Source organism: Anaerolineae bacterium, from assembly GCA_016931895.1.
In the GTDB taxonomy this organism is placed as follows: domain Bacteria; phylum Chloroflexota; class Anaerolineae; order 4572-78; family J111; genus JAFGNV01.
Genome location: JAFGDY010000001.1, coordinates 1 through 12,857, shown reverse-complemented (window position 1 = coordinate 12,857; position 12,857 = coordinate 1). Strand labels below are relative to the sequence as shown.

The following is a 12,857-nucleotide window of genomic DNA, read 5'->3' as shown; positions in this document are numbered from 1 at the left end:
GGAGGTGCCAGAGTGGACGATTGGGGCCGCCTGCTAAGTGGTTGTCGGGGTTAAACTCGACCGTGGGTTCGAATCCCACCCTCCCCGTCCAACCGGCCGTCTTCACTCGTGGAGACGGCTGTTTTTATTTCTGCTCCAGGAGACAGAAATGACCAAGCCGTTGATCCTAAAATCTGCTTCTATCGGCCCCTGGCCGATGAACGCCTACGCCCTGATATGTTCCGACACCCGCCAAAGTGTTCTCATTGACCCCGGCGCAGCCCCCGAGACGCTCACCAAAATACTGGCCGACTCCACCCCTATTGCTATTTTGTTGACCCATGCCCATCCCGATCACGTTGGCGCATTGGACGAAATGAGAGCCAGGCTTCAGGTGCCTGTTTACATGCATCCCGCCGACTCGCCAATGATGATCTCCGCCGACCAATGGTTTGCCGACGGCGAAACTTTTATCTTGGGAAACCACACCTTATGCATCATCCACACCCCCGGCCACACGCACGGCATGGTCACCATTATGCTGCCCGACCATCGGGCCATTGTGGGCGACACGATTTTTCAGGGCGGGCCGGGCAAAACGTGGGCACCGCACTACTTTAAAGTGACCCTGGACACCATGCGCAACATTGTTTTTAAGTGGCCCGACGAAACCGAATGTTTCCCCGGCCACGGCCCCTCCTTTCGTATCGGCGATGAACGCCCTGCTTTTACCGCCTTTCTGCAACGGGACCACCCCGACGATCTGTACGGGGATGTCACCTGGGATATGTAATTGAACCAGGCCAATTTCTGGCAAACAAAAATAAAGAGACCAAACTATGCCTGACTGCAATGAACAACCCTCTGACCGGACTCCACCTGCCCGGCCACGAATACCCCGCCAGGGGGTTGTTGCAGGCGTGATCTTGCTGCTAATGTGCGGCATCCTGATCCTGACCACAGGGGGACTATGGCTCGCTGAAGATGTTTTCAACACCCCAACAGCCGTGACGACGTCCCCCACACCGCTAGAAACGACAGTGGAAAACCCCTCACCCCCTGAAACAGCGCCCTCCGCAGTTGGGCTGTGGTTGGAAAAAACGACCTTTGGACCGCGTGAACCCATCCCGGTGCATTTTGAGGCCCCTGCCTCCTTCCCTGAAGGGGCCTGGGTGGGGATCATGCCGGCGGAAACGCCGCACGGAACCTGGGACAGTGAGGGTGATTACGTTTCATTTGAATATCTGGCCGGACAGCTGGCCGGCATCATCGAGTTCACCGCGCCCGACGCCCTGGGCACTTATGATGTCCGTATCTATGACCAGAGGGATCAGGAAACCGCCATGGTTACCTTTACCGTAATCTCAGACGAGGGCAAAGCAGCCACCCTTCAGTTAAACAAAACGCGCTTTGAGCAGGGCGAACAGATACGGGCGCATTTTGCAGTACCGTCCTCCTTTTCCGATAGCGCGTGGATAGGCTTGTTGTCTGCCAAAACACCCCACGGACCCTGGCAGGACAATTATGGCTATGGTTCCTACGAAAACCTGAACCGGCGGGTTGCCGGAGTGGTAGATTTTACGGCCCCCTCGACCTCCGGCCCGTATGATCTCCGCCTCTATGATTCAACTTATGGCCAGGAAGCCGCCTCCGTAACCTTCACCGTCATTGCCGGTGCAGAAAAAAAGCCTTCGCTCCGGTTAAACCAAACCACTTTTCAACCGGGCGAAAAAATTGAAGTACATTTTACCGCCCCTGCTTCGTTTTTGAGCACGGCCTGGGTGGGGATTGTGCCCTCGGCCATGTCTGCGCATGAATACAAATATAATTTTCCGCATAAACCCCTCAACAGGATGACCGCCGGGGTGCTGATTTTTACCGCCCCGCTTACCCCCGGCTTGTACGACGTGCGCATGAACGACGCTGGGGAACATAATGGGCGGGATGTAGCTTCGATTACGTTTAAGGTAGGAAATAAGTGATGCTCCAAATAACGCAAGCAGATGTATTCATAGACGCAGAGGGGTTGGGATAAACAGCGCATGAAACTCACCCTCATCAAACCCAACATTGGCCGCATGGAGCACAGCCTTTACGTGGATGAGGCCCGCATGGAGCCGCTGCCCCTGGGCGTGCTGGCCGGGCTGACCCCGCCCAATGTAGAGGTAGTGCTGTACGATGACCGTATGGAGTCCATCCCCTACGATGAGCCAACCGATTTAGTGGGCCTTACGGTGGAAACCTTCACCGCCCGCCGCGCCTACGAGATCAGCGCCGAATATCGGCGGCGGGGCGTGCCCGTGGTTATGGGCAGCATCCACGCCACCCTCCTCCCGGCAGAGGTCGCCTGCCACGCCGACGCCATCTACCTGGGCGACGCCGAACTGCTATGGCCGCAGCTTATTGAGGATGCGCGGCGCGGCAGGTTGCAGCCGGTTTACCACAGCCGGGGCGGGCCGGCGCAGGCTGGCGGCGTTCTGCCCCGGCGGGATATTTTTCGGGGCAAGGGGTACCTGCCTCTCACCTTGCTGCAATTCAGCCGCGGCTGCCGCTTTGATTGCACCTTTTGCGCCGTTAGCGTCTATTTTAACCAGGCCCACTACTGCCGCCCCGTGTCTGAGGTTATCCGCGAGATTGAACGGCAAGAGCGCAAATTGCTGTTTTTTGTAGACGACAATATGCTGGCCAATCGCGCCGCGGCCAAACAGTTGTGCCGGGCCTTGATACCGCTCAACGTCCGCTGGGTTTCCCAGGCCAGTATTGACATGACCGAAGACCGCGCGTTAATGGACTTGATGGTCAAAAGCGGCTGTTTGGGCCACGTTATTGGTTTTGAGTCCATCAATCCGCATAGCCTGGCGACTATGAAAAAGGTGCCCAATCTGGCCGGTCAATTTCAGAACTACCGGCCGCAATTAGAAATTTTGCGGGATTACGGCCTGCAAACCTGGGCCGCCTTCACCATTGGCCACGACCACGATACGCCGGGATCAATTGAGCGCACCGTGGAATTTGCCGTAGAAAATAAATTTGCCTTTGCCGCCTTTAACGTGTTGATGCCCTATCCCTGCACGCCATTGTACCAACAACTCAAAACCGAGGGCCGGTTGTTGTACAATGAAAAGTGGTGGCTGCACCCGGCCTATCGGTTTAACTATGCTGCGTTTCGGCCCAAGTTTATGTCTGCCGACGAGCTGACCGAGGCCGGTTTCCGCGCCCGGGCCGTTTTTAACAGCCCCATTTCTATCCTGCGCCGGGCCTTTGATCTTAAAACCAACATGCGCACTTTGTATCGCCTGAGCGCGTATCTTACTTACGCCCCGCTGTTTCGCCGGGAGATGTATCGGAAGCACGGGTTAAGGTTTGGCTTGCAATAGATGATGGAATTCAAGCTAGAACTGGCCACGCCTGCTGATGAGGCCGACCTCCGGCGGTTGCTGGCCACCAACCCTATGCCCGGCTCAATCACCGTGACCAACGAACGGGAGCCGGATTATTTTCTGGGCTGCGGCACCATGGGCCATTTTTACCAGACGGTTGTGGCCCGGCACCAACCCGGCGGCGAGCTGGCCGGCGTGGTCAGCCGGGCCGCCCGGCCCTTGTTTGTCAACGGGCAAAGCCAGGAAGTGGGCTATTTGAGCCAACTGCGAATTGATCCCAAATTCCAGGGGCGCTGGCTGGTGCCCCAGGGCGTCCGCTACCTGCGCCAACTGCACGCCGACGGGCGCGTGACCGGCTACCTGGCCGCCATCATTACCGGGAACAAACAGGCCACCGGCATCCTGGTCAACCGCGCCCGGCGGGGCTATCCCATCTTTCAAGAGGTATGCCGGTTGTGGAATCTGGCCCTTATTTTGAAACGGCCCCCAGCCATCCCGGTTTCGCCTTACCAAATCTCGCGCGGCGCAAAGGAGGATTTGGGCGAAATCATCGCCTTTCTCCGGCAGCACGGCGCGGCCAAACAGTTTTTTCCGGCCTACACCCCGGCCGATTTTGGCGGCAGCCCGCTCACGCGGGATTTCCAAATTGAGGATTTCATTCTGGCGCGGCACCGGGGAAATTTGGCGGGCGTGCTGGGGTTGTGGGATCAGTCGGGTTACAAACAGTCGGTGGTGCAATCATACAGCGGCGCGATGGGTCGGTTCAGGCCCCTCTACAATCTTGGCCTGCGCCTGATGGGGGCGCAGCCTCTGCCGCCGCCGGGCCAACAGATCAGGTTGGCCTACGCCAGTTTTATTTGCGTTGCCCACAACAACCTTGCAGTGTTTGACCTGCTGCTGCGCCACGTCTACAACCTGGCGGGCCGGCGCGGTCTGGCCTATCTCATGCTGGGCCTGGCCGAAACCGACCCCCTGCTGGCCGTAGCCAAACGCTATTGGCATATTCCCTACCCCAGCCGGGGATATACCGTGTGTTGGGAGGAGGATCAAAAGTGGTACCAAGAGTTGGATGGGCGCGTCCCCTATATTGAAATTGCCTCGCTTTAACAGAAGTAGGGACAGGACAATGTCCTGTCCCTACCCATGGCCTAAAAAGTAGAACAGACCCTGTATCTTCCCCATTTTCTCCACAACTTCTCCACATTTATGCGTTATACTGAATCTGTAAGGTCGGTCAATAAACACCGACCATTGACCAACGACGAACGACCAACGACCAAAATTGGTCGTTGGTCAATGGTCCTTGGTCGTTAGATGACCCGGCCGGAAAAATAACTTACCAAGTATAACGTATGGAGGTAAAATGAATACAAAAAACAAATGGATTATTGTTGGCGTTATTGCCGCGGCCCTGGTGCTTGGGCTAACCCTGGGGGCAATGGCGGTCACCCTGATCCAGAGAGTGGCCTGGGGCTATTCCCCGGCTTACGCCGCCCGCTCCGCCTTTGATATGCCTGCGGTTATGCCCGGCCCGATGATGGGGCCAAATTATAGCGGTCCAATGGGGCGCATGCCCCATTACGGGCGCGGCCCCTGGTCGCAAGGCCCCATGATGGGGGGCAGCAGAGGGCGTGGCGGTTTTGGCTCCATGATGGGCGGCGGCCTTCGCTGGGGTGGTTCGGCTAACTCGCTGATCACCATAACCGCCGAACAGTTGAAGATGACCCCCGCCGAGTTGACCGCCGAGTTACAAGCCGGTAAAACCATTGCCGACCTGGCCCAGGAAAAAGACGTGAGCCTGGACAAGCTGGTGGAGGTTTTGCTGGCCCCCCACGCCGAACGGGTGGCCTCGCTGGTGGCCAATGAGGTAATGACCCAAGAGCAGGTTGACACGATGCTGGCCGCAATGAAGGCCAACCTGACCGCTCGTTTAAGCGAATCATGGTCGCCGGGCGGAGCGAGAGGCTGGGGCGGCGACTGCCCCGGTTTTGGCGACACCGACGGCGACGGCGTTTGTGATTTTGGCGGGCGTGGTTTGCATGGCCGTGGCCGTGGCCCGATGGGGCGGTGGTGGTAGTCTATCCTATGAAACAGGTAGCAAGGTAACAGAGTAGCAAACTTTTTATCTACCACCTTGCTACCTGCTACCCTGTTTTTTGGGAAGGAGTTTTTCTGAACATCTATATTCAGCAATCCGGTGCGGCTCAGTTTCAGAATATCTGAAATTGAGCCGTATCCATTTCTGGCCTCGTGCGTCTAATAGGTTACCAGGAAAAAATAGTGAACGATCAAGAGCTAGCTCGTTTGCGGCGGGCGCGGGCCTTTGACCGGGCCGCCCTGGCCGCAATTTACGATGACTACCATCAACCCATATATCGCTACATCTACCGGCAGGTGAGTGAGGTAGAAACAGCCCGCGATCTCACGGCAGAAGTTTTCCACCGTTTGTTGCACGCTATTCAGCACGGGAACGGGCCTGAGCAAAACTTACGGGCCTGGCTGTATCGCGCGGCGCATAATAGTGTGATTGACCATTACCGCCGTCAAAAACATCGCCGGCATCTTCCTCTCAAAGAAGAGCTGGTTGACGTTAATGACGACCCGGCCAAAATAGCCGAAGGTTATTTGTCGGCCCAAGCCGTTCGAGCTGCCTTACAACAACTCACCCTCGACCAACGCCAGGTCCTCATCCTTAAATTTCTGGAAGGCCTATCCAACCAGGAGACGGCCGAGGTACTGGGCAAACCGGTGGGCGCCGTTAAATCTTTACAGCATCGGGCGCTGGCGGCTTTGCAACGCCGGCTAGTTCCGGCCGAGGAGTCACTACTATGAAACAAGATTTAACCCATATCCTGGATAGCGCGGCCCAACAACTGGCCGCCGGAGAACCCATCCTCTCCATCCTGGCCAAGCACACCGCCGAGGCTCAAGAGCTATATCCGCTGTTGCAAGCCGCCGCCATGCTGGAGACGCTTCGCCCGGTAGAAATGCCTGCTCCGCCAGCGCTGCAAGCCGACCGGGAAGAATTTCTGGCCAAAGTGATCAATTTGCAGCAACAACCCGTATCTACCGGGCCGCTGAGTCGTCTCAAAGCATGGATCGTTCATTACCTTCCCTGGAATTCTCCCAACTCAACCTATCAACGAAAGGAACAATGGCAAATGAGTACCCTTTTGATCAAAGCAGCTTTAATTTCCAGTATCGTTTTTGGCTCGGTGGGCGCTACTGCGGCTTATGCTTCTAACAGTTTGCCCGGCTCACCCGTATATCCTCTAAAGTTGACGATGGAACAAACTCGCCTGGCCTTAACTACCGATCCTATCACTCAAGCAAATCTGTACTTGAACTTGGCGCAAGAACGGCTTCAGGAAATGGAGCAGATGGCCCAGCAGGGCGATATTCCCGCCGAATCTACGTTGAACCACTTGCAGCAGCACCTCAACCAGGCGCTCCATCTGGCTGCCCAACAATCCGATACGGATATGCAGGACTTGTTGGCCCAAACTCAACAGATGTTACAAGATCAACAGCAAACGCTGGCTCAAACTCAAACCCAAACGCAGGCCAATCAGGCGGCGCAGCAAACGTTGGGCCAGGCCAACCAGATGCTCAGTCACACGCAGGAGCAAGTTCAACAAGGGCTGGCAGAACCGCAGGCTTTTCGCCATCGTTACGGCCCTAACCGGCCCGATACTGCCCCGGCCCAGCCGACCACAGAGCCTCAACCCACAGACCCGCCCGCCGGGGACTGCCCTGCCGGTAATTGCGAACCCGCCAGCGACGAACACAAATACGGCCAGAACCCGGACCACGAACCCGGCCCGCACGGCGACTGCGAAACCGGTGATTGCGAACCTGTAGGTGATGAGTACAAATACGGCCAGGATCATGACCAGATACCCGCCGGGCCGCATGGCGACTGCGAAACGGGTGACTGCAAACCTGTAGGCGACGAGCACAAATACGGCCAGGACCCAGACCACGAACCCGGCCCGCACGGCGACTGTGAAACGGGCGATTGCGAACCCGCCGGCGACCAGAATCAGCAGGGCCAGCCGGACCAACAACCTGCCGGGCCGCACGGCGACCCCGGTTGTACCGGTGACTGCGAGCCGGCAGGGGATCAGAACCAGAATCAACATCAAAACCAACATCAAAATAATCAACCACCGGATCTCGCGCCTACGCCTGATCCCGACCCCCAACCTGAGCCGGCCAATCCAGAGCCACAACCGCAACCCAATCCCAACCCGCCGGCCCAGCCGCCTGATTCAGGTAATGGCGATGGCAACAACAACGGCGGTAACAGCAGTGGTGGTAGCGGCGGCAGTGGCGGCCGTGGAAAGTAACCCACTGTTAACCATACCCCTTGAGCCGTAACTAAAAGAAAGGGCCTCATTCTACATTTCGGAAAGAGGCCCTTTTTGATTCGCACCTATTGATCCTATGTTCGCTGTTACTCCATAACTTCTCCATACTCGTGTGTTAGCATAGATAAAGAAATTTAGATAATTGGAGGAAACGATATGCTTGGCAAAACAAAATTCAACTTTTGGCTGGATGTCATCATCCTGGCCACCTTCTTGGTAACGGCCGTAACCGGCCTGCTTCTGTGGCTGGTCATCCCTGGCGGGCAGGGCAATGGCTGGACTATATTTTTTGGCCTGACCCGCCGCGACTGGGTTGAGCTGCACAACTGGTTTGGCGTGGGGATGCTGTTGGGGGTGACTCTCCATCTCATCTTCCATTGGCGCTGGATTACGTGCGTGATGCAACGCTTTTTTGGCAAACTGGCCCGACCGGCCCGGATCAATTTCTCGCTCGATAGCGCCCTGTTCGTACTCTTCTTTGTGGCCAGCCTATCGGGCTTGGTGGCCTGGCTGGTGCTACCGGGCGGCGGTTACCGGGGTGGGCGCAACCCCTATTACAACGCCACCCTTTTTAGCTTGACCCGCCATGAGTGGAACGACTTGCATCTATGGGTGAGTTTGGTGATGATGGGCCTTGTTATTGTACACCTGGCCCTGCATTGGGATTGGATTGTCTGCACGGTACGTCGCTACGCCCAGGCGGCGCTGTGCCGGCCGGATGAATGTGTCCTTGAAACTTGACAGTCTGTCCGCAACGTTTATCATCAGGTAGAGACAGGACAATGTCCTGTCTCTACCCAAAAACGTTACTTAAACAACTATAGCCGGCAGGAAAACAAAAATGCCCTGCATTCTGGTGGTTGACGACGACAAACAAATTGTGCGCTTGGTGCGTTCTTACCTGGAACAGGCAGGCTACCGGGTTTTAACCGCCTACGACGGCGAAACAGCCCTGCACGCCATCCGCCGCGAGCAGCCGGACCTGGTGGTGCTGGACCTGATGCTGCCCGACCGGAACGGTTGGGAAATTACCCGCATTGTGCGCCGTGAGCCATCGCTGGCCAATCTGCCCATCATCATGCTCACTGCCCGCGTGGAAGACAGCGATAAGATTGTGGGTCTGGAACTGGGCGCCGACGATTACATCGCCAAGCCCTTCAATCCCCGCGAGGTGGTGGCCCGCGTGCGCGCCGTGTTGCGGCGCGCCGCTAACAGCGCCGCGCCGCCCCAAATTCTACAGGTTGGCGCATTGCGCCTTAACCTGGACCGGCACCAGGCCACTATGAACAATACCCCCCTGGATTTTACCCCCACCGAATTCAACCTACTCAAAGTATTGGTTGAGCATTCGGGCCGGGCCTTCACCCGCCTGGAATTGATTGAAAAAGGTCTGGGTTATGCTTACGAGGGCCTGGAACGCACCGTGGACAGTCACATCAAAAACCTGCGCAAAAAAATTGGCGTAGACGAAGACAACCCCATGTACATTGAAACCGTCTATGGCGTGGGCTACCGGCTGCGGGGTGAGGAACAATGAATAAACTCTGGATCCGCCTGACCCTTGCCTTTGGCCTGGTGGCGACCCTGGCCATCATCATTGCGGCTGTGCTCAGTCAATACCAGCTCAGCACGCAATTTCGCCGTTTTATGAACCGCAGCCAAATGATGGACACAAACCTGGGCCTGGCATTGGCCCAATATCACGCTGAAAATGGCGCGTGGGAAGGGGTTGAAACCGTCTTCAACCAGGCCCACAGCCCAAGTATGGGGATGGGCCAAGGCCGAAGCATGCGGCATGGCGCGCCCAAATTTATCCTGGCCGACCCCGCCGGGCAAGTGGTTTACACAGAGCCAGGTGCGCATGCGCCCCCGCAATTAAACCGGCAGGAAATAGCCCAGGCGCTACCACTTACGTGGCAGAACCAGACGATTGGCTATTTAACCGTAGATGCTACCACAACCCAAATGATGATGTTGTCGGCCCCGGCCCAGGCTTTTCTGGATCAGATCAATCGTTTGCTGCTTCAGACCAGTTTGATTGCCGGTATTTTGGCCGTACTCATGGGCGTGATGATGGCCAGGGGGTTATCTGCGCCGTTAGGCCGGTTGGCCACGGCGGCCCGGCGCATTTCACGGGGAGAACTAGACCAGCGGGTATCGGTGAAGGGTGTGGATGAAGTAACTGGCCTGGCCCAAGCGTTCAACGAGATGGCCGTTAACCTCCAGGAGGCTGAAACCCTGCGCCGCAATATGGTGGCCGATATTGCTCATGAACTGCGCACTCCCTTGAGCGTCATCCAGGGTAATTTGCAGGCCATTTTGGACGACGTTTATCCCCTGGACAAAGCGGAAATCGCTGCCATTTACGACGAAACCTTGATCCTCAATCGGCTTATCAACGACCTGCGCGATCTGGCCCGGGCTGAGGCCGGTCAATTGAGCCTTAATCTTCAGCCCACCGGCTTACCCCTGCTTATCACAAACGCCGCCGACATGTTTGCCGAACTGACCCGCGAAAAGAAAATCACGCTCACGGTTTTGTCGCCCCCGGGCCTGCCCCCGGTTCTGGCCGACCCCGACCGCATCCGGCAAGTTCTGCACAATTTGTTAACCAACGCCCTGCGCCACACCCCGGAAGACGGGGCCATAGAAATAAACTTAGCAGAAACTGAACCGCGCGGCCAGCTTAAAGTGACCGTTACCGACACCGGCCCTGGCATCCCCCCTGAAGATTTACCCCATGTGTTTGACCGTTTCTGGCGGGCCGATAGGTCTCGCTCCCGCGAGATGGGCGGCTCCGGCTTGGGCCTGGCCATTGCCCGGCAGTTGGTGGAGGCGCAGGGGGGGCAGATTGGGGTAGAAAGCGACGGCACGTCCGGTTGGGGCAGCCGCTTTTGGTTCACCTTGCCGGTAGCTTAATTGGGACAATTTACCGACTTGTTTGTTTGACGATTTGTTGATATGCTAAGATTGACAATAAAGTTCTTTCCCAAACAAACATGTCAAGCATTTTCCTTAGCCACAACCGCAAAGACAAGCCCTTTGTCAGAAAATTAAGCGAGCGCCTCCGGGCGCACGGCATCCGCACCTGGGTTGACGAGGCCGAAATGCGTCTGGGCGACTCCCTGCTCTCCAAAATAGAAACAGCCATCCGGGAATGTGAATACCTGGGGGTGGTTTTGTCGCCTCACTCGGTGGCTTCAAAATGGGTTCGCCGGGAGGTGAATATAGCCTTGCATGAGGAAATCCACGGAAACCGGGTGAAGGTGCTGCCCCTGCTTTACCAGCCATGCGATATTCCGGGCTTTTTGGCAGATAAAATGTACGCCGATTTTACCAGAGATTTTGCCGAAGGATTTGAAGCTCTTTTAGCCCATTTTCAGCGCGATCTTGACCGGGAAAAACATAAACAAACCAGAGCCGCCGAAATTCTGGGTCAGGCATACCAGGATTGGCTCAGTTTTGACCGGCCAGAGGCTCAGCTTTTAAGCCAGGACAAGCTGGAGCTTATTCTGCAACACCTTCCCCAACCATCGTTAGACCTGCTGGAATACCTGCTTTGCAGCCTGGCCCACCGGCCCACATTGGGTTTGAGCCTGGACAGTTTAAAACATTGGCTCAACCAGACAGACCCTTCTCAAGTAATGGCGCTATTTGGCCGTTTACTCAACCATCAAAACAGTCAAATCAGGCTGGGCGCAATAACCATAGGGGAACAGTGGGGGCAAATGAGCGTAGCCAAGCTGTTGGTCAACAGCTTAAGGGAGGAAGCCAATCAAGAGGTAAAACGGGCCGGCCTGCGCTGCCTGACCCATTGGGGCCAGCGTCTGCCGCCCGATCTGGCCCAATCTTTACTGGCCGACCCCGATTGGTTGGTTCAAGCTTATGCCTTGCCGAGTTTGGCCGAGCAAAACACTTGCTTACTGGTGAGCGATGGCACGGAATTTGCCGCCGAACTGGGCCGGTTGGCCCACAACGCCGGGTTCAGGGTGGTCACTTTTGCTAACCACTATTCGCAGTGGGAACTCGACCGGCTGGGGCACGAGGTATTGCTCCTATTTAAATTGGTCATCATGGTGCGGGGCGAACATTACACCCAACAAGGACGGGAAGATTTTTACAGCCGGCTGCGCCGGTTTGTGGCTGAAGGCGGTATTTTGTTTGCCACCTCCTGGGTGAGCTACGAAACCGTGTATCATCACGAATTCAATCGGCTGCTGCCTTTTAGCCATGTGCAAAGCAGCTTTAATGAAGATATACGGATTACGTGCCACGCTTCCCAAAATCATTTGGCCCAAAAATTATTTACCCAACCCATTTCATACCAAACGTCTGTAGAACTACTCCAGCCAAAAGAAGATTCTGTGGTTCTGCTTGAGACGGTGGAGCACCTACCTATTTTGGGCTACCGGCGCTTTGGCACCGGAACCTGCTATTATCTGAATAGTTGCCAACACTCCTGTTTTGGCCCTATGCAATCTCCGCTACAAAGCGGCCCGGCCCTGAGCCAGGGCCTGCAAAAAATATTCGAGCAGACAGCCCAAACACCCGCGCCGTCTCCCCCGGCAAAAACGCCTGACCCCTCCTCTAAGTTACCGGAGACCGCTGCAATAGAATCGCCGGGCCAACTCGCTTCCCCAAACCCGCGCATCACGTCTTCGGTTGAACGGCAAATTACCCACCTCTCCCGGCGGCTGCAAAAACTCCGCGAAATTCAGGCCCTCAAAGGCATTGATACGGAACCTCATTATTTGATTGAAATAGAGGACATCGAGGAGAAACTGGCGAGCTTACAAAGCCAGCGTAAAGACCTGACCCGGTGAAACTCATTGTTTCAACCCCTCCAAAAGCGTTTGAATGGTTAAATCGGTCAATTCCTCCATATTTTGTTTACCCCTAATCCGTCCGTCAATAAGCAGAGAAACCCAACCGTGAATCATGGCCCAGGCCACTTGAGCCAGGTGGCGAGGAGAGCCTGGTTTCACCTTGTTCTCCTGTTGGCATTCTTGAATAATCTTCACCACCTCACCCAGCGCCGTGCCTGCCGCCTGCATCAGGCCCGGATAATCCTGCCACTCAGATATTTCTTTGCCAAACATGAGCCGATAATGGGTTGGATTTTCTACCG

General features: G+C 56.1%; 12 protein-coding genes and 1 tRNA gene. 12 read left to right on the top strand and 1 reads right to left on the bottom strand.

Annotation, left to right across the window (positions count from 1 at the left end; all coding sequences use genetic code 11):
• The 12 genes from JW953_00065 to JW953_00010 all read left to right on the top strand — a co-directional run bounded on the left by JW953_00065 (position 1) and on the right by JW953_00010 (position 12,552).
• A tRNA-Ser gene (locus tag JW953_00065) sits at positions 1 to 87 on the top strand.
• Between the two features lie 73 nt (positions 88 to 160).
• Positions 161 to 772: an MBL fold metallo-hydrolase gene (locus JW953_00060; protein MBN1991068.1), complete on the top strand. Its 612-nt coding sequence runs from the start codon at positions 161 to 163 to the stop codon at positions 770 to 772.
• A gap of 46 nt (positions 773 to 818) precedes the next feature.
• Positions 819 to 1,961 carry a hypothetical protein gene (locus tag JW953_00055; GenBank protein ID MBN1991067.1) on the top strand — a complete coding sequence of 381 codons (1,143 nt, stop codon included), beginning with the start codon at positions 819 to 821 and terminating at the stop codon, positions 1,959 to 1,961.
• A gap of 60 nt (positions 1,962 to 2,021) precedes the next feature.
• Complete coding sequence (locus JW953_00050) at positions 2,022 to 3,356, top strand: B12-binding domain-containing radical SAM protein (protein MBN1991066.1); 1,335 nt, start codon at positions 2,022 to 2,024, stop codon at positions 3,354 to 3,356.
• Positions 3,357 to 4,466, top strand: coding sequence for a hypothetical protein (locus JW953_00045; GenBank protein MBN1991065.1), 1,110 nt, complete (start codon positions 3,357 to 3,359; stop codon positions 4,464 to 4,466).
• A gap of 256 nt (positions 4,467 to 4,722) precedes the next feature.
• Positions 4,723 to 5,436, top strand: coding sequence for a hypothetical protein (locus JW953_00040; protein ID MBN1991064.1), 714 nt, complete (start codon positions 4,723 to 4,725; stop codon positions 5,434 to 5,436).
• Between the two features lie 203 nt (positions 5,437 to 5,639).
• Positions 5,640 to 6,191 (top strand): sigma-70 family RNA polymerase sigma factor, encoded by a 552-nt coding sequence (locus JW953_00035; protein ID MBN1991063.1) that lies wholly within the window; start codon positions 5,640 to 5,642, stop codon positions 6,189 to 6,191.
• On the top strand, positions 6,188 to 7,708 hold the full coding sequence (locus JW953_00030) for a hypothetical protein (GenBank protein ID MBN1991062.1): 1,521 nt from the start codon (positions 6,188 to 6,190) through the stop codon (positions 7,706 to 7,708). Before JW953_00035 ends, JW953_00030 begins: the two co-directional genes overlap by 4 nt.
• A gap of 177 nt (positions 7,709 to 7,885) precedes the next feature.
• Positions 7,886 to 8,470, top strand: a complete 585-nt coding sequence (locus tag JW953_00025) for a DUF4405 domain-containing protein (protein ID MBN1991061.1) — start codon at positions 7,886 to 7,888, stop codon at positions 8,468 to 8,470.
• A 100-nt stretch (positions 8,471 to 8,570) separates the two neighbouring features.
• Positions 8,571 to 9,266, top strand: a complete 696-nt coding sequence (locus JW953_00020) for a response regulator transcription factor (protein ID MBN1991060.1) — start codon at positions 8,571 to 8,573, stop codon at positions 9,264 to 9,266.
• Complete coding sequence (locus JW953_00015) at positions 9,263 to 10,648, top strand: HAMP domain-containing protein (GenBank protein MBN1991059.1); 1,386 nt, start codon at positions 9,263 to 9,265, stop codon at positions 10,646 to 10,648. Before JW953_00020 ends, JW953_00015 begins: the two co-directional genes overlap by 4 nt.
• 80 nt (positions 10,649 to 10,728) lie before the next feature.
• Complete coding sequence (locus tag JW953_00010; GenBank protein ID MBN1991058.1) at positions 10,729 to 12,552, top strand: TIR domain-containing protein; 1,824 nt, start codon at positions 10,729 to 10,731, stop codon at positions 12,550 to 12,552.
• 3 nt (positions 12,553 to 12,555) lie between these two features.
• Here JW953_00010 and JW953_00005 read toward each other — a convergent pair.
• A partial coding sequence (locus tag JW953_00005) for a WHG domain-containing protein (protein ID MBN1991057.1) occupies positions 12,556 to 12,857 on the bottom strand: 302 nt, incomplete at its 5' end.

Bases quoted from the DNA above. Each gene is read 5' to 3' on its own strand.
- JW953_00055 (MBN1991067.1), top strand. From the start codon at position 819: ATGCCTGACTGCAATGAACAACCCTCTGACCGGACTCCACCTGCCCGG.
- JW953_00050 (MBN1991066.1), top strand. From the start codon at position 2,022: ATGAAACTCACCCTCATCAAACCCAACATTGGCCGCATGGAGCACAGC.
- JW953_00045 (MBN1991065.1), top strand. From the start codon at position 3,357: ATGATGGAATTCAAGCTAGAACTGGCCACGCCTGCTGATGAGGCCGAC.
- JW953_00040 (MBN1991064.1), top strand. From the start codon at position 4,723: ATGAATACAAAAAACAAATGGATTATTGTTGGCGTTATTGCCGCGGCC.
- JW953_00030 (MBN1991062.1), top strand. From the start codon at position 6,188: ATGAAACAAGATTTAACCCATATCCTGGATAGCGCGGCCCAACAACTG.
- JW953_00025 (MBN1991061.1), top strand. From the start codon at position 7,886: ATGCTTGGCAAAACAAAATTCAACTTTTGGCTGGATGTCATCATCCTG.
- JW953_00020 (MBN1991060.1), top strand. From the start codon at position 8,571: ATGCCCTGCATTCTGGTGGTTGACGACGACAAACAAATTGTGCGCTTG.
- JW953_00015 (MBN1991059.1), top strand. From the start codon at position 9,263: ATGAATAAACTCTGGATCCGCCTGACCCTTGCCTTTGGCCTGGTGGCG.
- JW953_00010 (MBN1991058.1), top strand. From the start codon at position 10,729: ATGTCAAGCATTTTCCTTAGCCACAACCGCAAAGACAAGCCCTTTGTC.